The 24,089-nt window shown below is 71.8% G+C and carries 19 protein-coding genes and 1 pseudogene; 11 read left to right on the plus strand and 9 right to left on the minus strand.

The annotated features are described in order from the left end of the window. Positions 1-1,743 carry an ABC transporter ATP-binding protein gene (locus tag CSPHI_RS08570; RefSeq protein WP_075692521.1) on the plus strand — a complete coding sequence of 581 codons (1,743 nt, stop codon included), beginning with the start codon at positions 1-3 and terminating at the stop codon, positions 1,741-1,743. 50 nt (positions 1,744-1,793) lie between these two features. Here the strand turns inward: CSPHI_RS08570 and CSPHI_RS08575 are convergent, their stop codons facing one another. Then, the gene (locus CSPHI_RS08575) at positions 1,794-2,225 is read right to left on the minus strand and encodes a YchJ family protein (RefSeq protein WP_075693934.1); all 432 of its coding nucleotides are present in this window, start codon (positions 2,223-2,225) and stop codon (positions 1,794-1,796) included. 169 nt (positions 2,226-2,394) lie between these two features. On the opposite strand from CSPHI_RS08575, the gene CSPHI_RS08580 reads away from it, so the two are divergent. Then, positions 2,395-2,802, plus strand: coding sequence for a DUF3592 domain-containing protein (locus CSPHI_RS08580; protein WP_157118523.1), 408 nt, complete (start codon positions 2,395-2,397; stop codon positions 2,800-2,802). 21 nt (positions 2,803-2,823) lie between these two features. Here CSPHI_RS08580 and CSPHI_RS08585 read toward each other — a convergent pair whose 3' ends face one another. After that, positions 2,824-4,260 carry a GuaB1 family IMP dehydrogenase-related protein gene (locus CSPHI_RS08585; RefSeq protein ID WP_075692525.1) on the minus strand — a complete coding sequence of 479 codons (1,437 nt, stop codon included), beginning with the start codon at positions 4,258-4,260 and terminating at the stop codon, positions 2,824-2,826. A 175-nt stretch (positions 4,261-4,435) separates the two neighbouring features. Between CSPHI_RS08585 and CSPHI_RS08590 the strand changes: the two genes are divergently transcribed. From CSPHI_RS08590 to CSPHI_RS08605, 4 genes and pseudogenes are all read left to right on the plus strand, one after another. After that, positions 4,436-6,046, plus strand: a complete 1,611-nt coding sequence (locus CSPHI_RS08590; RefSeq protein ID WP_075692528.1) for a cation:proton antiporter family protein — start codon at positions 4,436-4,438, stop codon at positions 6,044-6,046. A gap of 58 nt (positions 6,047-6,104) precedes the next feature. Next, a complete protein-coding gene (locus tag CSPHI_RS08595; protein ID WP_075692530.1) occupies positions 6,105-6,881 on the plus strand; it encodes a helix-turn-helix transcriptional regulator in 777 nt (258 codons plus the stop codon). Positions 6,882-7,098: 217 nt separating this feature from the next. Continuing rightward, positions 7,099-9,405 (plus strand): annotated as a pseudogene (locus tag CSPHI_RS08600) (nitric-oxide reductase large subunit); the annotation flags it as partial. A gap of 420 nt (positions 9,406-9,825) precedes the next feature. After that, positions 9,826-11,004 (plus strand): RtcB family protein, encoded by a 1,179-nt coding sequence (locus tag CSPHI_RS08605; RefSeq protein ID WP_075692532.1) that lies wholly within the window; start codon positions 9,826-9,828, stop codon positions 11,002-11,004. A gap of 14 nt (positions 11,005-11,018) precedes the next feature. Here the strand turns inward: CSPHI_RS08605 and uvrA are convergent, their stop codons facing one another. Further along, positions 11,019-13,535: an excinuclease ABC subunit UvrA gene (gene uvrA, locus CSPHI_RS08610; RefSeq protein ID WP_075692534.1), complete on the minus strand. Its 2,517-nt coding sequence runs from the start codon at positions 13,533-13,535 to the stop codon at positions 11,019-11,021. A gap of 167 nt (positions 13,536-13,702) precedes the next feature. On the opposite strand from uvrA, the gene CSPHI_RS08615 reads away from it, so the two are divergent. Next, on the plus strand, positions 13,703-14,263 hold the full coding sequence (locus CSPHI_RS08615) for a 1-acyl-sn-glycerol-3-phosphate acyltransferase (RefSeq protein ID WP_245803298.1): 561 nt from the start codon (positions 13,703-13,705) through the stop codon (positions 14,261-14,263). 7 nt (positions 14,264-14,270) lie between these two features. Here the strand turns inward: CSPHI_RS08615 and CSPHI_RS08620 are convergent, their stop codons facing one another. From CSPHI_RS08620 to CSPHI_RS12690, 3 genes are read right to left on the minus strand one after another with little or no spacing between them, the layout of a single operon-like run. Then, a complete protein-coding gene (locus CSPHI_RS08620; RefSeq protein WP_075692538.1) occupies positions 14,271-14,897 on the minus strand; it encodes a PIN domain-containing protein in 627 nt (208 codons plus the stop codon). Continuing rightward, positions 14,897-15,721, minus strand: coding sequence for an ImmA/IrrE family metallo-endopeptidase (locus CSPHI_RS08625; RefSeq protein WP_075692540.1), 825 nt, complete (start codon positions 15,719-15,721; stop codon positions 14,897-14,899). Before CSPHI_RS08625 ends, CSPHI_RS08620 begins: the two co-directional genes overlap by 1 nt. Before the next feature lie 2 nt (positions 15,722-15,723). After that, positions 15,724-16,059 (minus strand): helix-turn-helix domain-containing protein, encoded by a 336-nt coding sequence (locus CSPHI_RS12690; RefSeq protein WP_075693938.1) that lies wholly within the window; start codon positions 16,057-16,059, stop codon positions 15,724-15,726. A 232-nt stretch (positions 16,060-16,291) separates the two neighbouring features. On the opposite strand from CSPHI_RS12690, the gene CSPHI_RS08635 reads away from it, so the two are divergent. Further along, positions 16,292-16,807, plus strand: coding sequence for a hypothetical protein (locus CSPHI_RS08635; RefSeq protein ID WP_075692542.1), 516 nt, complete (start codon positions 16,292-16,294; stop codon positions 16,805-16,807). Positions 16,808-16,861: 54 nt separating this feature from the next. Here the strand turns inward: CSPHI_RS08635 and CSPHI_RS08640 are convergent, their stop codons facing one another. The 3 genes from CSPHI_RS08640 to ychF form a co-directional block, all read right to left on the minus strand. Further along, positions 16,862-17,116, minus strand: a complete 255-nt coding sequence (locus CSPHI_RS08640) for a HigA family addiction module antitoxin (RefSeq protein ID WP_075692544.1) — start codon at positions 17,114-17,116, stop codon at positions 16,862-16,864. 208 nt (positions 17,117-17,324) lie between these two features. Then, on the minus strand, positions 17,325-19,109 hold the full coding sequence (locus CSPHI_RS08645) for a DUF262 domain-containing protein (protein ID WP_075693940.1): 1,785 nt from the start codon (positions 19,107-19,109) through the stop codon (positions 17,325-17,327). Positions 19,110-19,141: 32 nt separating this feature from the next. Continuing rightward, positions 19,142-20,221, minus strand: coding sequence for a redox-regulated ATPase YchF (gene ychF / locus CSPHI_RS08650; RefSeq protein WP_075692546.1), 1,080 nt, complete (start codon positions 20,219-20,221; stop codon positions 19,142-19,144). 259 nt (positions 20,222-20,480) lie between these two features. Here ychF and CSPHI_RS08655 point away from each other — a divergent pair, with 259 nt between their 5' ends. From CSPHI_RS08655 to CSPHI_RS08665, 3 genes are all read left to right on the plus strand, one after another. After that, entirely contained in the window at positions 20,481-22,163 is a 1,683-nt protein-coding gene (locus tag CSPHI_RS08655; protein WP_075692548.1) for a sodium-dependent transporter, read from the plus strand. Between the two features lies 1 nt (position 22,164). After that, positions 22,165-22,332 (plus strand): methionine/alanine import NSS transporter subunit MetS, encoded by a 168-nt coding sequence (metS, locus tag CSPHI_RS08660; protein ID WP_075692550.1) that lies wholly within the window; start codon positions 22,165-22,167, stop codon positions 22,330-22,332. A gap of 138 nt (positions 22,333-22,470) precedes the next feature. Further along, positions 22,471-24,003: an AI-2E family transporter gene (locus CSPHI_RS08665; RefSeq protein WP_075692552.1), complete on the plus strand. Its 1,533-nt coding sequence runs from the start codon at positions 22,471-22,473 to the stop codon at positions 24,001-24,003. Positions 24,004-24,089: the final 86 nt, after the last annotated feature.

A 24,089-nucleotide genomic window follows, 5' to 3' on the forward strand; every position in this document is an offset into this window, starting at 1 on the left:
ATGATGACGCTGCTCGCCGACCTCGTCGGCGTCCGCGAGGTGCGCTCCCTGATCGCCCTCTACGCCGTCGCCGCGGTGCTGGAGGGGGTGACCCTGGCGCTGCTCATCCCCTTCCTGCGCGCCTTCCTCGACGACTCCGGCGCCGGCGCCGGCGGCTGGCTGGTGGCGCTGTGCGCCACCGGGGTGGCCTTCCTGGTGCTGCAGTCGGCGGCGATGGTGCGCTCCTACCGGATCTCCGTCTACGACGTCTGCGACGCGCTCATCGTGCGCATCGCGGACCGGGTGCTGGAGCTGCCCCTGGGCTGGTTCACCGCCGAGCGGGAGGCCCGGATCGCCTCCGCGGTCTCCCGGGAGATCAACACCCTGTCGCATATCGCCTCGATCGTGCTGCCCAACATCATCTCCGCCCTGGGGGTGCCCGCGGTGATGCTCATCGCGGTGGCCCTGGTGGACTGGACCCTGGCGGCGGTGATGCTCATCGCGGTGCTGCCGCTGGCGTGGATCTGGGCCCGGATGCGCCGGGCGGCGACCGAGGCCAGCGAAATCGAGACCGCCGCGGCCACCGGGGCCGCCGGCCGGCTCATCGAGTACGCCCGGCTGCAGCCGGTGCTGCGCGCCACCGGGCTGACCCGGCGGGGCTGGGCCAGCCTGGACGACGCCCTGGCCGAGGAGGATGTCGCGGTGCGCCGGGCGCTCACCGTCAAGGGCCGGCCCGCGATGGGCTTCACCCTGGTGCTCTACGCCACCTTCGCCGCGCTCATCGCCCTGGGCCTGGCCCATGTGCTGGACCGGCGCCTGGACGCGGTGGCCTACCTGGCGGTGATGGTGATCACCGCCCGGATGCTCGGCCCGCTGACCCAGGCGGTGCTGTTCTCCTCGGAGATCCACAATGCGGCGGTGGCGCTGCGCGCCATCCACTCCATCGTCTTCGCCGAACCGCTGCCGGAGCCGGAGCCGGCCGAGGCCCGGGAGCCGGCCGGCACCGAGGTGGCCTTCTCCGGGGTGCGCTTCGGCTACGACCCGGCCGCCCCGGTGCTCGACGGGGTGGACTTCACCGCCCCGGCGGGCACGATGACCGCCCTGGTGGGGCCCTCCGGCTCCGGCAAATCCACCATCCTGCGGCTCATCGGCCGGTTCTGGGACGTCGACGCCGGGGCGGTCACCGTCGGCGGGGTGGACGTGCGCGAGATCCCCACCCGGCGGCTGATGGAGCTGACCTCCATGGTCTTCCAGGACGTGTACCTGTTCGACACCACGATCCGGGAGAACGTGCGCCTGGCCCGGCCCGGGGCCACCGACGCGGAACTGGACGCCGCCGCCCGGGCCGCCCGCCTGGACCAGGTGATCGAGGCGCTGCCCGATGGCTGGGACACCCAGGTCGGCCAGGGCGGGCTGAAGCTCTCCGGCGGGGAGCGGCAGCGGGTGTCCATCGCCCGGGCCTTCGTCAAGGACGCCCCGATCCTGCTGCTCGACGAGATCACCTCCGCCCTGGACGGGGAGAACGAGGCGGCGATCACCTCGGTGATGCGCGAGCTCACCCGGGGCCGCACCGTGTTCCTGGTGGCGCACCGGCTGTCCACGGTGCGCGACGCCGACCAGATCCTGGTGCTGCAGCCGGACCCCTCCGGCGCCGCCCGGATCGCCGAACGGGGCACGCCCGCGGGGCTGATCGCCGCCGGCGGGCGCTACGCCGAATTCGCGGAGGCCTCCTCCGCGGCGGGCCGCTGGCGCTTCGGCGAATAGCCGCCCCGACGCCGCCGCCCCGCCCGGTCCCCGGGCGGGGCGGGGGCGGCTCAGCCGCGGAATTCGCCGTCGACGTACATCCAGCGCCGGGCGCGCAGCATGAAGGTGGAGCGCTCCCACAGCACCGCCGGGCCGGTGGCGTCGCGGTAGCGGGCCCGGAACTCCACCACCCCCTCCCGGTCACCCTCGGCGCCGTCGACGACCTCCAGGATCTCCAGGCCCTCCCAGCGCACCGCCGGGTCGAAGAGGATCGCCTCCGGCCGGCCGTGCGGATGCCAGGTGCGCCACAGGAAATCCGCCTCCCCGGCGACGTAGGCGCTGTACCGGGCGCGCATCAGCGCCTCCGCGGTGGGCGCCCGGGCCTCCCCGCGGTGCAGCGGGGCGCAGCACGCCCCGTAGCGCGCCCCGCTGCCGCAGGGGCACCGCGCGGCATCCCCCGGCGGGGCCGGCCCCGCCGACCCGGCCCCGAACACCCCGCTCATCGGCTCCTCCTCCCCCGGCGCCCGGCGCCCGCCCCGGCGGCGGCGCCCGCGGCGCATCGCCCACGGTTGTACCCCAGCCCGCGCCGGCGCGCAGGGCGGGGATCCGCCCCGGGGGTATCCTGGGCGCGGATCGCGGCGGGGCGTGGCCGCCGCGGGAGAGGCGGCGCAGGTGATCGAGGGGCTCGTGACGATGGCGATCGGGATGGCGGCGGTGGCCGCCGCGATCGGCTGGGCGCTGCTGCGCCGCCGCCGCGAGGCCCGCCGGTTCACCGCGGTGGGCCGGGTCACCGGGGCGGTGGGCCGCCCCGAGGACGATCTGCGGGCGATGGTGATCTCCTTCACCGACCGCGACGGGCGCACCCGCACCTGGACCGACCCGCTCTACACCGCCTTCGCCCTGGACCGGGTGGGCGAGGAGATCGAGATCTCCGTGGACCCGCCCGCGGCGGACGGGCCCGGCCGGGTGCGGGTGCCCCGGCAGTCGGACACCGGCTTCGTGCTCAACGTGCTGCTCGGCGTGGCCGGGGTGGCCTTCTTCACCGCCGGGATGTTCATCTTCTCCGAGGCCACCTTCTAGGCCCCCGCCCGCGCGGGGCGGTCAGCGGGCGCCGGGCCGGGGCGCGCCCTCGGCGAAGCCGGCCGCGGACTGCACCCCCACCACGGCGCGCTCGGCGAAGCCGGGGAGATCCTCGGCCCCGGCGTAGGTGCACGCCGAACGCACCCCGGAGACGATCCGGTCCACCAGATCCTCCACCCCGCCGGCGCCCGGCTCCAGCCGGATCCGCCCCGAGGAGATGCCCTCCTCGAACAGGGCGCGGCGGGCCTTCTCGAACTCCTCGGTGCCGGCGTTGCGGTGCACCACCGCCCGGTGCGAGGCCATCCCGAAGGACTCCTTGTACGGGGTGCCGTCGGCGTCGTGCATGAGATCGCCGGGGGATTCGTGGGTGCCCGCGAACCAGGAGCCGATCATCACGTTGGAGGCCCCGGCGGCCAGCGCCAGCGCCACGTCCCGGGGGTGCCGCACGCCCCCGTCGGCCCAGACCCGGGCCCCGGCGGCGCGGGCCGCGGCGGCGCATTCCAGCACCGCGGAGAACTGCGGCCGGCCCACCCCGGTCTGCATCCGGGTGGTGCACATCGCCCCCGGGCCCACCCCGACCTTGACGATGTCCGCCCCCGCGGAGACCAGATCCCGCACCCCCTCGGCGGTGACCACGTTGCCCGCGGCCACCGGCACCCCCGGGTCCAGGTCGCGCACCCGCGCCAGGGCGGCGAGCATCGAGTCCTGGTGGCCGTGCGCGGTGTCCACCACCAGCACATCCGCCCCGGCGGCGAGCAGCGCCCGGGCCCGGCCGGCGACATCGCCGTTGATCCCGATCGCCGCGCCCACCCGCAGCCGGCCGCCGGCGTCGAGGGCCGGGTCGTAGATGGAGGCGCGCAGCGCCCCGGCCCGGGTGAGCACCCCGCGCAGGGTGCCGTCGGCGGCGACCACCGGGGCCAGCCGGCGGCCCGCGGCGGTGAGCCCCAGGAAGGCCTCCCGGGGGGCGACGTCATCGGGCAGGGTCATCGGGGAGGCCGACATCAGGGTGCCGACCTGGGCGAAGTTGTCCGCCCCGCGCAGATCCGCGTTGGTCAGGATGCCGATCGGGCGATCCTCCTCGACCACCACCGCCGCCCCGTGCGCGCGCTTCGGGATGAGGTTGCGGGCGTAGCCGGCGGTGTGGTGCGCCTTCACCGTGATGGGGGTGTCGAAGACGGTGTGGCAGGCCTTGACCGTGGCGATGGTCCCCGCGGCGATGTCCGCGGGCACGTCCTGCGGCAGGATCGCGATCCCGCCGCGGCGGGCGATGGTCTCCGCCATCCGGCGCCCGGCCACCGCGGTCATGTTCGACACCACCAGGGGGATGGTGGTGCCGGTGCCGTCATCGGAGCGCAGGTCCACCGACATCCGGGAGCCCACCCCGGATCGGGAGGGCACCATGAACACGTCGTCGTAGGTCAGCTCGTAGGGGGCGCGGACGTCGTTGAGGAAGCGCATGCGACCAGGGTAGACCCCGCCGCGGGGCGGCACCGGGCGCCTGCCCGCCCCGGCGCGGCCGCCGGGTACCCTCGGCGATGGGCCGAGCGGGCCCGGCTCCGCCGCCCGCGCGCCCCGCGCCCGCCCGGGCGCCACCGCCGCGACCGACCCCAGGAAGGCCACCGGAGAGCACCATATGACCGCCATCTACGTCGAGGCCCTGCTCTTCGCCATCGTCGGCGGGCTCACCGCCGCGGCGCTGCGGCTGCCCCCGCTGGTCGGCTTCCTCGCCGCCGGCTTCGGCCTCGGCGCCGCCGGGGTGGACGCGATCCCGGGCCTGGACGTGGCGGCGAACCTGGGCGTGACCATCCTGCTGTTCACCATCGGGCTGCAGCTGGATCCGCGCTCCCTGCTGAAGGTCCGCGCCGCGGGCACCGCCGCCGGCCACGCGGTGGCCTACACCCTGCTGGTCGCGGTGGTGCTGGGGCTGGCCTCGCTGCTGCCGCTGGCCCTGTTCGCCGGCACCGGCTTCGGGGTGTTCCTGCTCATCGGCCTGGCCACCAGCTTCTCCTCCACCGTGTTCGTGATGGCCCAGCTGGAGGAGTCCGGGCGGATGCGCTCGACCTCCGGCTCGATCGCGATCTCGATCCTGGTGCTGCAGGACATCGTCGCGGTGGCCTTCCTGGTGCTCTCCGCGGACGACAAGCCGGCGCTGTGGGCCCCGGCGCTGATCATCCTGCCGCTGCTGCGGCCCCTGGTGAACCGGCTGCCGGACCGGGGCCGGCGCACCGAGCTGATGGTGCTCGGCGGGGTGGCGGTGGCGATGGCCGCCTACGCCCTCTTCGACGCCGCCGGGGTCAGCGGCGACTTCGGGGCGCTGCTGGCCGGGATGACCATCTCCGGGCACCCCATCTCGGACCGCTTCTTCGACGCCCTGATGGAGATCAAGGAGCTGCTGCTGGTCGGCTTCTTCCTGCAGATCGGCCTCGGCGGGGTGCCCACCCCGGCGGGGTTCGCGATCGCCGGGCTGCTGCTGCTGCTCATCCCGGTGAAGGCGGCGGTGTTCATCGCCCTGCTGCACGCGATGCGGCTGTCCAACCGGACCACCGCGATCACGGCGCTGATCATGGCGAACTACTCCGAGTTCGGGCTCATCGTCGCCTCGGTGGCGGTGGCCGGCGGGATGCTGCCGGAGACCTGGGTGCCGGTGATGGGGGTCACCGTCGCGGCGAGCTTCATCCTCTCCACCCTGGTGGGCATCCGCAGCGAGCGGATCATCAACCGGATCGCGGATCTGCTGCCCACGGTGCCCGAGGAGCGGCTCACCGCCTCGGAGCGGCCGGTGCACGTGGAGGGCATCGACGCGCTGGTGATCGGGATGGGCCGGGTGGGCATCGGCGTCTACCGGCGGCTGGCCGACGAGCATGACCTGGAGGTCGCCGGGATCGAGTTCGACGAGGACCGCTGCGCGGATCTGGTGCACCGCGGGCTGCGGGTGATCCACGGCGACGGCACCGACCCGGACCTGTGGCGGCGGATGCGCGGGGCCGGCCGGGGGCCGCGGCTGATCGTGCTGGCGATGCCGGAGCACGACGCCAACGTCACCGTGCTGAAGCTGATGCGCGCCACCGATCTGCCGTTGACCGTGGCGGCGGTGGCGCACCAGCGGCACACCACCTTCGATCTCATCGAGCATGGCGCGGATGCGGTGACCTACCTCTACGAGGGCGCCGGCCGGGAGCTGGCGGACTACGCCTGGGAGGCGTGGGCGCAGCACCGCCGGGAGACCGCCGGCGAGGCGGGCTGAGCGGGGGCGGCCGGGCGCCGTTGCGGCCGATGCCGGCAACGGCGGTACCCTCGGGGGCATGGAGCCATGCCGGGACGCCGCGGACCCGCCCACGCCGGGCCAGGTCCGGGTGCTGCGCGCGATCGCGGAACGCCGCGGCGCGCCGGTGACGCTCGCCGATCTCGCCGCGGAGCTCGGCGGGCACCCCAACACCACCCGCCGGCATCTGGTGGCCCTCGTCGACGAGGGCCGGCTGGACGTCGCCCCGCTGCCGCAGCCCGGATCCGGGCGGCCCCCGCTGGGCTACCGGCTCACCCGGGCCGGGCGCCGGGCGCTGGCCGGGGCGGAGCCGGACCGGCACCGGGCGCTGGTGCAGGCCACCGCGGCGGTGCTCGCCGCCCGCGGCGCCGGGGTGGAGGAGGCCCGGGCGATCGGGCGGGAGTGGGGCGCCCGCGTGGATCTGGGCCGCAAGGTCGACGCCGGCGGGGACGGCGCCGCGGACGCCTGGTCGACGCTGCTGGAGGTCCTCGACGTGCAGGGCTTCGACCCGGCGCCGGTGACCGCCGGGGACGCCGGGGCGGGCGACGACGGCGATCCGGGGGACGCGGACGACGCGGGCGAGGCGGGGGACGGCGCCGGGGAGGGGGCGGGCGAGACCGCGGCGGCGGTGCTGCGCGGCTGCCCCTACCTCGACGTCGCCGCGGAGCACCCGGAGTTCATGTGCCCGGTGCACGAGGGCATGGCCGGGGAGCTGCTCGGCCGGCTCGGCGGCCCGGATCGGGTGGAGCTGACCCCCCATGCGGTGGCCGGGGACTGCCTGCTGCGCCCGCTGCCGGAGGAGGACCCGGAGAGCTGATCCCCGCCGCGCCCCGGTGCCGCGGGGCGGTGCCCGATCCGGGCGCCCGGATCCCGGATCCGCGCGAACCCCGTTCGCCGCACACGGTTCGCCCAGGGGAACATTCGGGTGAGAGCATAGCCTGAACATCGTTGACCTTTTTCACATGCGGCCTGTAACAAAAGGGGTGGCGCCGCCGCCCGGCGACGCGTCCCACTCCCCCAGCCCGGAGGAACACATGTCAACGCCCGCCCGCACGCGCGCCGACCGCGGCGCCCCGGGAGCAATCAGCCGCCGCGATCGCCGCTGGTGGATCGCGCTCATCGTCACCGTGGCCGCGTCCTTCGCCACACTGCTGTTCATGGGGCAGCAGATCAACGTCTCCAAACCCCCGATCCCGGACCGCGTCGTCGACGAATCCGGACAGGTGCTCATGACCGGCGAGGACATCATGGACGGCCAGCGGGTCTGGCAGTCCATGGGCGGCCAGCAGATCGGCTCCGTCTGGGGCCACGGCGCCTACGTGGCGCCGGACTGGACCGCCGACTGGCTGCACCGCGAGTCCGAGCTCATCCTCGACGATCTCGCCGGCGGCCCCGAGGCCTACGCCGCCGCCGACGCCCCCGAGCAGGCGGCGCTGAAGGCCCGGCTCAAGGAGGTGATGCGGACCAACACCTACGACGAGGCCACCGACACCATCACCCTGCCCGCGGCGCGGGTCGCCGCCTTCGACCGGCTCCGCGACCACTACGCCGGGATCTTCGCCGAGGGCCACGAGCGCTACGCCATCCCCGCCGGCACCCTCGTCGAGCCCGCCGACCAGGATCGGCTGGCGGACTTCTTCTGGTGGTCGGCCTGGGCCGCCTCCACCGACGCCCCCGGCAAGGACGTCACCTACACGCAGAACTGGCCCCATGAGCCGCTGATCGACAACGTGCCCAGCGCACCGAACATCCTGTGGTCGATCATCTCCTTCATCCTGCTGCTCGGCGGCATCGCCGGGATGGTGTACTACCACCAGCGCCACGACGGCGAGGAGGACGAGGACCTGCTGGACTCCCCTGAGGACGATCCGCTGCTCGGCTACCGGCCGACCCCCTCGCAGAAGGCCACCCTGAAGTACTTCTTCGCCGTCGGCGGCCTGTTCGTGCTGCAGATCGCGATGGGCATCCTCAGCGCCCACTACGGCGTGGAGGGCGGGGCGCTCTACGGCATCCCGATCGACCGGATCCTGCCCTACGCGGTGGTGCGCACCTGGCACACCCAGCTCGGCATCCTGTGGATCGCCACCGCCTGGCTGGCCACCGGCCTCTACGTCACCCCCGCGGTCGGCGGCCGCGAGCCCAAGTACCAGCGCCTCGGCGTCAACGTGCTCTTCGGCGCGCTCATCCTCGTCGTGGTCGGCTCCATGGCCGGCGAGTGGCTGTCCATCACCGGGCGCATGACCCACGGCAGCGAGGTGAGCTGGTGGCTCGGCACCACCGGCATGGAGTACCTGGACCTCGGCCGGCTGTGGCAGGTGGCCCTGTTCATCGGCCTGTTCCTGTGGTTCTTCCTGATGGCCCGGGGCATGTGGCCGGCGATCCGCCGCGCCGGCGCCGGCACCCTCTCCCCGCGGGACGACGCGCCGCTGGCGATGGGCTCGCAGCGCACCCTGGTGATCATGCTGCTCATCTCCTGCCTGGCGATCGCCTCCTTCTTCGGCGCCGCCTTCGGCATGGGCCACGACACCCACCTGTCCATCACCGAGTACTGGCGCTGGTGGGTCGTGCACCTGTGGGTGGAGGGCTTCTTCGAGGTCTTCGCCACCGTGGTGATCGGCTTCCTGTTCACCCGGCTGGGCCTGCTGCGCTCCTCCACCGCCGCCACCGCGGCGCTGTCCTCGACGGTGATCTTCCTCTTCGGCGGGATCATCGGCACCGGCCACCACCTCTACTTCACCGGCGCCAACGACGTGGTCATGGCGCTGTCCGCGGTCTTCTCCGCCCTCGAGGTGGTGCCCCTGGCGCTGATCGGCTTCGAGGCCTTCCAGCACCTGAAGCTGCTGCGCACCCGCAAGTGGGTCGCCGGCTACCGGTGGGCGATCTACTTCTTCATCGCGGTGTCCTTCTGGAACGCGCTCGGCGCCGGGGTGTTCGGCTTCCTGATCAACCCGCCGATCTCCCTGTTCTACGTGCAGGGGCTCAACCTCACCCCGCTGCACGGGCACACCGCCCTGTTCGGCGTCTACGGCATGCTCGGCATCGGCCTGATGCTGTTCTGCGTGCGCAGCCTGATGCCCGGCGCGGAATGGCACGAGCGCTTCATCAAGTGGGGCTTCTGGGGGCTCAACCTGGGCCTGCTCGCGATGAGCCTGCTCTCCCTGCTGCCGCTGGGCCTGGCCCAGGCCTGGGCCTCCATCACCGAGGGCCTGTGGTGGGCGCGCAGCGACGAGTTCCTCTACCAGCCGGTGCTCACCGTGCTGCGCTGGCTGCGCACCCCCGGCGACGTCCTCTTCGCCCTGGGCGCGGTGTCCATCGGCGTGTTCATGGTGGGCATCCTCACCGGGCACTCGCTGAAGCGGCGCTCCGATGAGCGCACCGTCGCCGGCTCCCCGGAGCTCGCCGGGGACGGGGCGCAGGCCCCGGCCGACGCCGGGCGCTGACCGGCCCCCCGCCGCCCCACCGCGGGGCGGCGGCGACGGCCCGCCCCGCGGGCCGGCCCCGCGCCGGCCCGCCCCCGCGCACCCCGCGCCCCGAACCGTCGGGCCGTCGCATCCCGACGGGCGCGCCCCCGGTCACCCGCCGCATCCTCCGGTGCGGGGGCCGGGGGCGCCGCCCTGCGCACCCCGCCCCGGGCGGCGGGCCATGGTTAGGCTGGCGGGCAGCGTCCCTCGCCTCCCCCGCGGGGCCCGGGCCGGGGGCGCCGCCGTACCCCGCGGGAGGGCGACGGGCACCGGAGCCGACGGGCGGAAAGGAGCGGGATCATGGGCGGGCGGCGCATCGCGGAGAAGGTGCTGTCCTGGGCCTCCATCCTCGACGACGCGGCCCGCGAGCAGGCGATCGCGCTGGGCGGGCTGTGGTTCATCCACCCGCATATCGCGCTGATGCCGGACGCGCACGCCGGCATGGGCTCGGCGGTGGGCACCGTGATCCCCACCGTCGGGGCGGTGCTGCCCGCGGCGGTGGGCGTGGACATCGGCTGCGGGATGATCGCCGCGCGCACCCGCTACACCGCCGCGGACCTGCACCGGGTGGACCTGGTGGCGCTGCGCGACGCGGTGGAGGCGGCGATCCCGCTTTCGCCCGGCAACTACAACCGGGGCGTGCACCGGGCCTCGGCCCGGGAGCGGATCGCCGAGCTGGAGGAGCTCGCCGAGCGCGATGGCGTGGATCTCTCGCACAGCCCCGCCTGGCGCCGGCAGCTCGGCAGCCTCGGCGGCGGCAACCACTTCATCGAGCTCTGCCTGGACCAAGACGGCCGGCTGTGGTGCTTCCTGCACTCGGGTTCGCGCGGAGTGGGCAACAGGATCGCCCGCCGGCACATCGCCGCCGCCCGGGAGCAGTGCGCCCGGGAGGGGGTGCGCCTGGCGCAGCGGGATCACGCCCACCTGCGGGAGGGCACCGACGAATTCGACTCCTATCTGCGGGAGCTGGCCTGGGCGCAGCGCTTCGCGCTGCTCAACCGGGAGGAGATGATGGACCGCTTCCTGGAGCGGGTGGCCGCCGTCTTCGGCGAGGACGACCCCGGGGAGGCCGAGCGGATCAACTGCCACCACAACTACACCGAGCCGGTGGAGATCGACGGCCGGCGGGTGTGGCTGACCCGCAAGGGCGCCATCGACGCCTCGGCCGGGCGGCCGGGCCTCATCCCCGGGTCGATGGGGGATCGCTCCTACATCGTGGCCGGGCTGGGCAACGCCGAGGCGCTGTGGTCGGCCCCGCACGGGGCGGGCCGGGCGATGAGCCGCACCGCGGCGCGCAAGCGCTTCACCGCCGCGGATCTGGATCGGCGGATGGGCGGGATCGTCTACCGGCCCGGGGAGAGCTGGGTGGACGAGATCCCGGACGCCTACAAGCCGATCGACCGGGTCATGGCCGATGCCGCGGATCTGGTGGAGATCCGCGGCACCCTGCGCCAGGTGCTCAACCTCAAGGGCACCTGAGCCGGCGGCCGGCTTCAGCCGGCCCCCTCCCCCGCGGCCCCGGCGGCGAGCCGACGGGCCAGGTACCGGCCGGTGACGCTGCCCGGGGCCGCGGCGATCTCCGCCGGGGCGCCCGCGGCGACCACCCGGCCGCCGGAGTCCCCGCCGCCGGGGCCCAGGTCGATGACGTGGTCGGCGGCGGCGATGAGGTCCAGGTCATGCTCGACGAGCACCACGGTGGCGCCGTCGTCGACGAGGGCCCGCAGCTGCTCGAAGAGCAGCTCGGCATCGGCCGGGTGCAGCCCGGCGGTGGGCTCGTCGAGCAGGTACAGGCTGCGCCCGCGGCGGGCCCGCTGCAGCTCCGCGGCGATCTTCACCCGCTGCGCCTCCCCGCCGCTGAGCTCCGTGGCCGGCTGGCCCAACCGCAGGTAGCCCAGGCCCACCTGCGCCAGGGCGGCCAGGCCCCGGGCCACCGCGGGCTGCCCGGCGAAGAAGGCCAGGGCCTCGTCCACGGTCATGTCCAGCACCTCGGCGATGCTGCGCCCGCCCCAGGTGACCTCCAGGGTCTCCGGGGTGTACCGGGCGCCGCGGCAGTCCGGGCAGGGCCCGTGGCTGCCGGGCAGGAAGAGCAGCTCCACCTCCACGAACCCGTCGCCCTCGCAGGTGGGGCAGCGCCCGCCGGCGACGTTGAAGGAGAACCGGCCCGGCGCCCAGCCCCGGCGGCGGGCCTCCGGGGTCCCCGCGAAGAGCCGGCGCACCGCGTCGAAGAGGCCCACGTAGGTCGCCGGGGTGGACCTGGGGGTGCGCCCGATGGGCCGCTGGTCGACCAGCACCAGCCGGTCCACCCCGGCGGACGGCTCGGCCGCGTCGATGCTGAGCGAGGCGGCGGACCCGCCGGCGGACCCGTCCAGCCACCCCCGTACCGCATCCGCGAGCACCCCGGTGACCAGGGTGGATTTCCCGGAGCCGCTGACCCCGGTGACCGCGGTGAGCGCGCCCAGCGGGAAGGCGGCGTCCAGATCGCGCAGATTGTGCCGGCGCACCCCGGTGAGCCGGATCGCCCCGGTGCCGGGCCGGGGCGGGCGGCGCCGGATCCGGCGCCGCCCGGCGAGGTAGTCGCCGGTGGCGGAGCCGGCCGCCGCGGCCAGCTCCGCCGGCGGCCCGGCGTGCACCACCTGCCCGCCGTGCTCCCCGGCGCCGGGGCCGATGTCCACCACCCAGTCCGCCCGGCGCACCAGGTCCAGGTCATGCTCCACCACGAACAGGGAGTTGCCGGCGTCGCGCAGCCCGGTGAGCACCTCCTGCAGCGGCTCCTTGTCCGCCGGGTGCAGCCCCGCGGAGGGCTCGTCGAGGACGTAGACCACCCCGAACAGGCCGCTGCGCAGCTGGGTGGCCAGGCGCAGCCGCTGCGCCTCCCCCGCGGAGAGGGTGGTCGCCCGCCGGTCCAGGCTGAGGTAGCCCAGGCCCAGGTCCACCAGCACCGCGATCCGGGAGCGCAGGTCCGCGGCGATCCGGCGGGCCACCTCGGTGCGCTCCCCGGAGGCCGCCCCGGGCACCGCCGGCGCCGGGTCGGGGTTCTCCGCCGCCGGGCGCAGCAGCTCGGCCAGCTCCGCCATGGGCAGCGCGGTGGCCCGGTCGATGCCCGCCCCGGCGAAGGTCACCGCGCGGGCCTCGGCGCGCAGACCGGTGCCGGCGCAGTCCGGGCAGGCCATCGCCCGGGTGAAGGACAGCGCCCGGCGGCGCATCCGCTCGCTGGCGGAGGTGGCCAGCACATGCCGGATATGGGTGCGCGCGCTGCGGAAGGTGCCATGGTAGCTGTGGTCGATCCGGTCGTCCTGGGGCTGGATGAACACCCGCGGCTGCTCTTCGGTGAACAGCAGCCAATCCCGGGTGGCGGGATCGAGCTCCCGCCAGGGGCGGTCGATGTCGATGCCCAGCCCGGCGACCACGGAGCGCAGGTTCGCCCCCTGCCAGGCCCCGGGCCAGGCGGCGATGGCGCCCTCGCGGATGCTCAGCGAATCATCCGGGACCAGCAGCGCCGGGTCCGCGTCATGGGTCTCCCCCAGCCCGCCGCAGCCCGGGCAGGCCCCGGCGGCGGTGTTCGGGGAGAACGACTCCGCGTCCAGGTGGGCCGCGCCCTCCGGATAGCTGCCGGTGCGCGAGTACAGCATCCGCAGCAGGTTGGACAGGGTGGTGATGGTGCCCACCGAGGACCGCGCCCCGCCGGCGCCGCGGCGCTGCCGCAGCGCCACCGCCGGCGGCAGCCCGGTGATGTCGGTGACCTTCGGGGCGCCGACCTGGTCGAGCAGCCGGCGGGCGTAGGGGGCCACCGACTCGAAGTAGCGGCGCTGCGCCTCGGCGTAGATGGTGCCGAAGGCCAGGGAGGACTTCCCGGAGCCGGAGACCCCGGTGAAGGCGACCAGCCGATTGCGGGGGATGTCCAGGTCCAGGTCGCGCAGGTTGTGCTCGGCGGCGCCGCGCACGCGCACCAGACCGTCATCGGCGGGGTGGGCGGGCGCGGCGGGTCGGGGGTCGGCGGGGGTGGCGGTCACGCCCCGACCATAGCCACCGGCGAATGCCGTGCACCGCGGGGGACCGGGGCCTCCACGCGCCGGCCGGCGGACAGGTGCCCCCGGCGGGGAGAACCCGCGACATTGCGCCGGGCGGCAACTACGGTGAGGCCATGCTGCGAAGATTCATCGCCCGAACGTTTTGGCGCTTGAGCCGGTGGAACCTCTCCCCCTGGCCCAAGCCGGAGCGGCCGACCGTCTTCGTCGGCGCCCCGCACACCTCCAACTGGGATTTCGTGCTCATGCTGGCCACCACCTGGGCGCTGGGCATCGACTTCCGCTGGCTGGGCAAGGACAGCCTCTTCCGGGGGCCGATCGGGTTCCTCACCCGGGCCACCGGCGGCATCCCGGTCAACCGGGACAACCCGGACGGGGTGGTCGAGGCGGTGGTGGAGCAGGTCCGCCGCGGCGAGGTCTTCGGCCTGGTGGTCGCCCCGGACGGCACCCGCGGCGGCAACACGCACTGGAAGTCCGGGTTCTACCGGATCGCCCGGGCCACCGGCCTGCCGGTGACCCTGTGCTACATCGACCGCACCACGATGACCGCGGGGCTGGGCCCCCAGTACGAGCTCACCGGGGACGTGCACGCGGACATGGAGCACATCCGGGAGTTCTACTCCGACAAGGCGGGCTTCCGCCCGGAGAAGCGCGGGGTGCCCCGGCTGCGCCATGAGCCGAAGGGGATCGACGGGCCTGGACAGGGTGGGTGATCCGGACTCATGAGGACCATAGCGAGCGCTTCATGAGGTCGGTATCATTCAGATCAGGGGGCAACGCCGAATCGAGGTTCGCCATCTCCTGATACTTGGCCCGGAACCTGGCCTTTTCCGTGAAGCCCCCGTCCGCCGCTATAGCCCAACGGAGCAGATCCAGGGTATCGACGTGCCGAATCGAGCCGCAGCCCTTGCACCAACCCTTGACCCGCCTAGTATAAATGAACGCCTGTTGCCGCTTGATTAACTCTTTCCCCGCGCCATCATCGCAAGCGATGACGACATCGGCCCCCTGCTCCGCCGCCACGAGCCCATGCAACACAGCCATCGTTTCCCCTAAGTCTTGGGGATTGGCATACACTTCTTCAAGGGGACGCTGCATGACCCTGAGGCAATGCCTGTCCAGGTGTTCCGAACCGCGATCATCGAGCACTTTCTTGAAGTTAGGCCGCAGATCGCCCCATTCTCGAATCGCCGGCCTAAATTGGGGGTACCGCTCCGGCGTGGATAGGATTTCCTTCTCCACGGCGGCTGGCACATGTATTGTGTTACCCCCCAGAGCCGCAATGAGCTCGGCCGTGCAATGCGTAGCCAAGAACTTGAAGATCGGGCCCGTATCCAGGATGTACATTAGCCGCGATCCTCACCATCCGCGTCAACGGACGGCGAGTGCAACCGCCTCCCGGTGTCCGGCGGACGTGGCACCGGTGGCAGATCCATTCCCTCAACCTCGATTCCCTCGCTGGCGAGGCTGGCGACTATTTCAGTCACATTAGAGATCCCACGCAGCCTTGCGATCAGCGCCGGCTCAACGAGCCCCATTCGATACCCCTCCACGGCTCGGGCCAGGAGCCGTTGTGGCGCACACGGATTTTGCGCGGCTGCGGCGAGTCGCCGATATTCATCTTCCCAACCGAACCAGGTCGCCAGTTGCCGTGTACTGAGCCTTGCCCATTCTTCGCTAACCTGGAGGCCGATCACCTCGCTCTCCCGGAGTTGGATCGCCGCCATCGTCGGGGAAAGCCGGTACTCCTGAACCAGGTCAGAGAGTAATCGCTCATCCCGTGGCCGACCTTCCGCGAAACGCGCCGCGGACTCCCGAGGAAGCAGCAGATGCCGTGCGAAAGCATCCGCCTGGATCTCGGCCGGCTCCCTGGTGGACCAGGCCTCCGCATCAATCGGCCGATCTATGGTATCCAGCCTGATATGGCCCAGCTCATGCGCAAGGGTTGACCGCAGCCGCATGGGATGCGGAGTGCAGCTGACGGCGACAAGAATCCGGTCCCCATGCCGCATTGTCATGCCATGCCCGGGTCTCGTGGCGGGCACCCTCATAACCCCGGCCCCGGTGACCGCTTCGATGACCCGCTCGACGCTCTGCACCGGCTGGCCCCCGAGACCAGCTTCAGCGCGCACCTGCTCAGCAGCCTCACGGCCGATGCCCTCGTTGCTCACATCTACTCCGGGATGCCCAGGGCGTCCAGTGTCTCTGCCGCGCCGAAGGCGTGGAGGAGGTGCACGGTCAGCTCATGAACTGCTTCATCATCCGTCCGGCCGGCGCACCGGACCTCTCGGCGAAGCCGGGGATCGGCTCGCAGGTCGGCGACCGTCACCCCGCAGCTCTCTGCGATCAGCACCAGCTCCATGGGGCTGGGCTCCCGTTCAGCCCCCTCGATACAGCACACGCTCGACGGGGAGATCCCTGTCCTGTCGGCGAGCTGTCGTTGGGTCATCCCGACGGCTTCCCGGACCGTGGTCACCCGTCGGCCCACCGCATTACCATCACGAACCATCTGAATCACCACCCTTCAGTCATGATTCTTCACCAGATTTCCGTGGATTGCCACCACTTCCACCCATGGTGGGCTCGCAGCACCAGGACACCGGAAATCGGACCCGACCGGGGACAACGCCGAGCACCGGACCGTGCCGGGGCCGACGCCCGCTCCCCCATCCGGGTGAACCCGGGGCACGGGTGGCCACCGGGGCGGCCATGGCGAACCTAAGGTTACTTATATGAAAAGCATGTTTCGCTCCGCCGTCGCCGGGGCCCCCGCCCTGATGCTCCTCTCCGCCCCCGCCGCCGTCGCGGCGACCGCGCCGGCCGCCGGGGACGGGCTCGTCGTGGTTCGCCCAGGCGACCACGTCACCGACGAGGCCGGCCGGACCTGCCTGGTCACGCCGATCGGCGCCGAAGTGCCCTCCGCCGCCGCGGAGGCCGAATGGTATGAGCGCAACCTCGCTAGCGCCTCGCTGTGGACCATCGGCGTCTGCGGTGATGACAGCCCGCTGCCGATGCTGCGGATCATGGGCGCGTCCATCTACGAGGAGTACCTCCAGGAGCGGATTCCCGGGCAGCCGGCGAACCCCTTCCACGACATCGAGGCCGACGGCCCCTACGTCACCGCCATGGGCACCCGCGCCTACAAGGACGGTGCGCCGGTGGGCTACATCGGCAACTCCGGCGCCGGGGTGTCCTACATGACCCTGGATTACCGCCTGGCCCGCTATGAGGGACCGGCCGAGGTCGCCGACGACTGACCTGCGGACATGACGGCGCCCCGCATTCGGTCCGGGACGGCAGCGGATCCGCCCTCAGTCGGTGTGCAGCGGTGCGATGGCCTCGATCCGGTCCCCCAGCTCGCGCCGGCGCATGCGCAGCGTGTGGTCCGACTGCAGGGTCATCCACATCTCCGCGGAGGTCCCGAAGTACCGGGCCAGGCGAATCGCGGTGTCCACGGTGATGCCCCGTTCGCCGTGCACGATCTCGTCGATCCGCCGCGGCGGTACGCCGATGGCCACGGCGAGCTTGTGCTGCGTGATGCCGAACCCGCGGATGAAGTCCTCCATGAGGATTTCCCCGGGTGGATCGGATCGATCACTTCCCGATCCCCGGTTGACGTGTCCGGCATCCTTCGCACCTCACTACTATGACCGATGCGGGTCACCCCTACGAATACCCGCGGGGTGCTATCGGATGGGCCCGCCGCCCGGGACACCGCGTGGAACCCGCTGTACCGGACGGGAGCGAAGTCGGCACCCCAGGCATGGTACCCGGCTAATTGGGAAGCGGGAATCGGGCGAGGACCCGGGCTGCCAGGTCCTCCGTCCGCCGCGCAATGTCATCGCCGGTCCAGGAGTCCCGGGCGGCCAGGTCGACATTCAGCGAGAGACCATTCCTATAGCCAATGTACCGCCCCTGACGGTCCTGCCGGTCCCGCTTCTCCGCGAAGGACTTGTTGCCGAGGCTGCTGTTGTACGCGGTTATGGTGAGATTACCCAGCCGGTGTCGGTGCTCTTCCTGCACCTGAGCGGCGCGCTCCGCGCCACCCAGCATCTCTCGCCACGCGGCCGGCAGGTTCTCCCCTTGCGGAAGGATGTGCTCGATGGTCCACACGAAGCGGTTCTTCTCCTGCCGCCACAGATCGACCCAGGTCTCCTTGGTCATCGCGTCCTCCGCCAACGTGGCCAGAACGAATCGCGCGATATCGGTGTTCTCGTCGTAGATGGGGCCGGAGAGCCGGTTGCGGAACTCGTCATCGGACGCCGATACCGCGGTCAGCTTCTCCCGGACGCGCTCGACTACCGCATGACCGCGAACACCGCGAAGCGAACCTATGATCGTCATGAACAGCTTGGCCAGCACATATGTGGGCGGCGCCCCGGTCAGGTTGCGACGCACGAAGAAACTAGTGAGGAGGTCAACGATCTCCTCGAGGTGGGCGTCGCTGAGCGCCAGCTCGTCCCGCATGGTCATGAGCCAGAGCAGGAGGACATAAGACGTTGCGCCCTGCGCGCGCATGAGGCGCTGAAAGGCTCGGTCCAATGTGGTCGGTTGATCGACCTCGGCCACGCAATTGATGCGGCCGTAAACCTGGCTGGCGGAAACGAGGGAGTCGACCACCTTCAGGACATCCGGTTCGAGAACCTTTTCGTACACCCGGATCAGATTGGACTTCGTGGCGATGGATGCGCCAGGCACATCCGGAAGGTCTGGCTTGAAGGCGTTGTAGTAATGCCGGAGGAACCGCTCGTGTGTGGAATAACTGTCACCCAGGTTGGTCAGCATCTCGTTCCAGCGCCCGAACGCCTCACTGACCTCCATAACCTCCTTCTTCTCAGAGACCGCCAGAAGGTGGTTCTTGATCAGGTCTACGGGCGATAGCGGCATTCCCCGGTTGTTGAGGGACTCGAAGAGCACGAAGGCGTCGGCGTGGCTGCCGACCTCGATTTTCACGATGACGGCCTGCAGTGCCGCCTTGTGCACCCGCAGCGCAGCCGACGTTTCATCCAGACCCTCCCCGGTTTCGCCGAGGTCCCGGATCGCCTGCCGGAAGTACTTGTAGCACTTCTTGATTTTTCGGCTGGGGTAGTACGGCTTCCATTCGCCCTTGACCGGCAGTCCGGCCTCCTCGAGCACCTTCAGGAAGTCGGAGAGGTTGTGCCCCTGCATCTGCGGAACCACCCTTGGTTGCCCGTCGGATCTGCGGACCAACTGGCGACTGAGGTTGTTAACGTCGGTCCGGGTATCCTCATCAAGCTCATCGAGGTGCTCCTTTAGCACCGCATAAACCGCCGCTAGGAGTAGCGTCAACGTCGTCAGCCGTTGCTGACCGTCGATTACCTCGAGCGTACTGCCCTGCAGGGCGTCGTCGGTCTGGTCGAGTGTGATAATCGTGCCGAGGAAGTGCTGACCCTCGGCGTCGACGAGGTCCTCGAACAGATCCTCCCAATGGGACTTACTCCAGGAGTATTCGCGCTGGTACGGCGGAATCTTGTAGAGGATGTTGCCCTCATGGCTAAAGAGGGCGTGCACATGATACTGGTTGGCGGACTTGATCATAGCTACGGCCATCCCTCTTCTCCGTACTGTTGCTATACATTGAATCTGAACTCGACGACGTCCCCGTCCCGCATGATGTAGTCCTTGCCCTCCTGGCGGACCTTGCCCCGGGACTTCGCCTCGGCCATGGAGCCGGCGTCGACGAGATCCTCGAAGGAGACGATCTCGGCCTTGATGAAGCCGCGCTCGAAGTCGGTGTGGATCACCCCGGCGGCCTGCGGGGCGGTGGCCCCGCGCGGGATGGTCCAGGCGCGGGCCTCCTTCGGCCCGGCGGTGAGGTAGGTCTGCAGCCCCAGGGTGCGGAAGCCCGCCCGGGCCAGGGAGTTCAGCCCCGGCTCGGCCTGGCCGATCTCGGCGAGCAGCTCATTGCGGGACTCCTCGTCGAGCTCCAGCAGGTCCGCCTCCGCCTTGGCGTCGAGGAAGACGCAGTCCGCCGGCTCCACCGCGCTGGCCAGCTCGGCGCGGGCGTCCTCGTCGCCGAGCACCTCCTCATCGGCGTTGAAGACGTAGAGGAAGGGCTTGGCGGTGAGCAGGTGCAGTTCGCGCAGCCCGGAGAGGTCGATGTCGTCCTGGGCGGCGAAGAGGGTGCGGCCCTCCTCCAGGATCCCCTGGGCGCGGCGGACGAGGTCCACCTGGGAGGAGACCGACTTGTCCCGCTTCGCCTCCTTCTCCAGCCGGGGCAGCGCCTTCTCGATGGTCTGCAGATCGGCGAGGATGAGCTCGGTCTCGATCACCCCGATATCGCTGGCCGGGTCCACCCGGCCGTCGACGTGCACCACGTCGTCATCGCCGAAGACCCGCACCACCTGGCAGATGGCGTCGGCCTCGCGGATGTTGGCGAGGAACTTGTTGCCCAGGCCCTCCCCCTCCGAGGCGCCCTTGACGATGCCGGCGATGTCCACGAAGGACACCGTGGCGGGCAGGATCCGCTCCGAGCCGAAGATCCCCGCGAGCGTCTCCAGCCGGGGGTCCGGCAGCTCGACCACGCCCACGTTGGGCTCGATGGTGGCGAAGGGGTAGTTCGCCGCCAGCACGTCATTGCGGGTCAGCGCGTTGAACAGGGTGGATTTGCCGACATTGGGCAGACCGACGATTCCAAGAGTTAGGCTCACGCCCACCCATCCTACGGGGCCGGCCGGGCCGGGCCGGCGGCCGGCTCCGGGATCCGGCCCCGCCGCGGCCGCGCCGGCGGCCCCCCGCAGCACCCCCGCCCGGCCGCCGGGGGCACGCGGCACCCGCAGCCGGGGGCACCCGGGGAAAATTCTTCCCGATCCGAAAAGCCACCGCTAACATCAGGGCCGCCCGGTCCGCCGGGCGGGGGCCGACCCCGCCGGCCGGACCATGTCCCGACTAACGGATCGGACCTGACACATGACCGCAGATTCCGCCGGCACCGCCGGCACCCCCCAGCGGCGGGAGGTGTTCTCCTCCCGCGCCGCCTTCCTCTTCGCCGCGATCGGCTCCGCGGTGGGCCTGGGGAACATCTGGCGCTTCCCCTACGTGGCCTACGAGTCCGGCGGCGGCGCCTTCCTCATCCCCTACATCGTCGCCCTGCTCACCGCGGGCATCCCCCTGCTCTTCCTCGACTACGCCCTCGGCCACCGCTTCCGCGGCTCCGCGCCGAAGACGTACCGCCGGATCAAGCCCTGGGCGGAGCCGGTGGGCTGGGTCCAGGTCGGGATCTCCTTCTTCATCACCGTGTACTACTCGGTGATCATCGCCTGGGCCGCCATCTACGCCTGGAAGTCCATCGGCAAGACCTGGGGCGATGACCCCAACGGGCACTTCTTCGGGGACTTCCTGCAGGCCGACACCGAGACCGTGACCTCCCTGGACTTCGTCGGCCCGATCGCGATCGTGCTGCTGCTGGTCTGGGTGGCGGTGATCGCGGTGCTCGCGCTCGGCGTGGACAAGGGCATCGGCAAGGTGTCCAAGATGTTCATCCCGCTGCTCATCGTGCTGTTCATCGCGGTGGTCGCGTTCTCGCTGACCCTGGACGGCGCCGTGGACGGCCTGGACGCCTTCTTCACCCCGAACTGGTCGGCGCTGTCGGACTCCCAGGTGTGGATCGCCGCCTACGGGCAGATCTTCTTCTCCCTGTCCGTGGCCTTCGGCATCATGCTGACCTACTCCTCCTACCTGAAGCCGCGCACCAACCTCACCGGCACCGGCCTGGTCACCGCCTTCGCGAACTCCTCCTTCGAGGTCCTCGCCGGCATCGGCGTCTTCGCCACCCTGGGCTTCATGGCCGCCCAGACCGGGGAGCCCATCGGCGAGGTGGTCACCGGCGGCATCGGCCTGGCCTTCATCGCCTTCCCCACGGTCATCTCCCAGATGCCCGGGGTGGTGGGCAGCGTCTTCGGCGTGCTCTTCTTCGTCTCCCTCACCGTGGCCGGGTTCACCTCCCTGATGTCCCTGCTGGAGGTGGTGGTCTCCGCCGCCCAGGACAAGCTGGACCTGCCGCGGCGCACCGCGGTGCTGGGCATCGGCGGGGCGATGGCGGTCATCGCCATGATCCTCTTCCCCACCACCACCGGCCTGGTCACCCTGGACATCATGGACCGCTGGACCAACCAGATCGGCATCGTCGGCGTGGCCCTGGCCGCGATCATCGTGCTGGACTGGGTGCTGCGCCGCACCGACGAGTTCGGGATGCACCTCAACGCGGTGTCCTCCTTCAAGGTGGGCACCTGGTGGCGGGTGTGCGTGGCGAACATCACCCCGATCGTGCTGGGCTTCACCCTGCTGCAGGAGATCCTGGAGCGGATGCGGGAGCCCTACGAGGGCTACTCCGCCGCCCAGCTGGGCTGGTTCGGCTGGGGCGTGATCGCCGTCATCGTGGTCGGCGCGCTGATGATGACCGTCGCGCCCTGGCGCGGGGACCACTACCTGGACGGCCCGCCCGGCTCCGATTTCGGGGTGCGCCCGGCGCATAAGCTGGCGCTGCGCGCCCCGCAGCTGGCCGACCGGGACACCGCCGCCTCCGCGGAGGCCGCCGAGGCCCGGGCCGCCGCCGCGGCCGCGGAGACCACCGACTCCGGGAAGGAGGACTGACATGAGCGGAATCGCGATCGTGATGATGGCACTGTTCATCCTGATCATCTGGGGTGGCCTGGCGCTGGCCATCGCGCACCTCATGCGCCACCCCGACGAGAGCTCCGGGGAGCTGGGCACCACGCCGGAGCTCTCCGATGAGGCGCTCGCCGATCTCGAGCGGGCCTGAGCGCCCGCACCCGGCACCATCGCGGCCGTCGCCGCCGCGCCCCGGAACCGCCGTTCCCGGGGCGCCGGCGGCGGCGGCCGCCGCGCCTTCCCCGGCACCCGGGTTCACCTGAGGGCGCCCAGACTGCATAATGTCCCCGTGAGCGACAACGACAAGACCCCGGAGAACAACGGCGGCGACCCGGCCGAGCGCGACATCGTCGACCAGATCGCCGGTGCCAGCCGGCTGAGCGTCGAGGAGACCCTCGCCGTGCCCGGCGACGACCAGGCCCCGGCGGTGCACGCCCCCGCCGATGACGAGGCGATCGACGATCTCCTCGACGAGTCCGCGGACGAGACCATCGACCGCGCGGACGTGATCGGCGAGGGCGCCCGCTGGTTCGCCGCCTGGTGCCTGCGCTTCCTCATCGTCGCCGCGGCGCTCTACGTCGCCTGGCTGGGCCTGAGCAAGGTCTGGGGCGGGCTGCTGCCGGTGCTGCTGGCGCTCATCGTGTCCACGGTGCTGTGGCCGGTGGCGGCGACGCTGCGCAAGGCGAAGCTGCCCGCCTCCCTGGCCGCGATCGTGGCGCTGCTCGGCTCCATCGCCGTCGTCGGCGGGGTGTTCGCGCTGATGGCCCCGGTGATCCGCAGCCAGCTGCCCTCCCTGGTGCAGCAGTTCGACGAGGGCATCCGGCATCTGCAGGACACCCTGATGAAGCCGCCGTTCAACGTCAACGGCGAGCAGGTCTCCGAGGCCCTGGACCAGGCCACCAACTGGCTGCAGGAGCAGTCCGGGCAGATCGCCGGCACCGTGGTGCAGGGCGTCTCCGCGGTCGGCTCGGTGGCCATCACCCTCGGCGTCACCCTGGTGCTCACCTTCTTCTTCATCAAGGACGGGGACCGCTTCCTGCCCTGGATCCGGCGGATCACCGGCCGCCGGCTGGGCTGGCACCTCACCGAGGTGCTCTCCCGGTCCTGGAACACCCTGTCCGGGTTCATCCGCACCCAGGCGCTGGTCTCCCTCATCGACGCGGTGTTCATCGGCGGCGGGCTGTGGCTGCTCAACGTGCCGCTGGCCCTGGTGCTGGCGGTGATCACCTTCTTCGCCGGGTTCATCCCGATCGTCGGCGCGGTCAGCGCCGGCTTCATCGCGGTGGTCGTCGCCCTGGTCGCCAACGGGCTGTCCACCGCCATCTTCGCCCTGCTGCTCATCCTCGCGGTGCAGCAGATCGAGGGCAACATCCTCTCCCCGATGCTGCAGTCCAAGGCCATGGACCTGCATGCCGCGATCGTGCTGCTGGCGGTCACCGTCGGTGGCGGCATCTTCGGCATCATCGGCGCCTTCCTCGCCGTGCCGGTGGCCGCGGTGCTCGCCGTGTGGTTCCGCTACCTCGGCGATCTCACCGATCTGCGCACCGGGGTGAAGACCGCCAAGGACATCCAGTTCGCCACCGAGGCCGGCTCCATCTCCGGGATGCAGACCGAGGCGATGGGCCGGCTGATGCGCGACCGGCTGCTGCGCCACCACGGCGACCCGGCCGAGGAGGACGGGGAGGCCGGCGACGAGCCCCGGCCGCCGGCGGATTCCGCGGACACCGTGGCCCGCGCCCAGGGCATCGAGGAGCCGGAGACCCGCGGGTCCTCCTTCACCCGGCTGACCAAGATCGTGCGCCCGCCCTTCCGGCGCCGCTGACCCGTCCGCACCCCGACCCCGCGCCGCCGGGGCGCACCCGCCCCGGGCGCGCCCCGGCGGCGTCGCCGATCCCGGCGTCCTCGCCC

Source organism: Corynebacterium sphenisci DSM 44792, assembly GCF_001941505.1.
Lineage (GTDB): Bacteria > Actinomycetota > Actinomycetes > Mycobacteriales > Mycobacteriaceae > Corynebacterium > Corynebacterium sphenisci.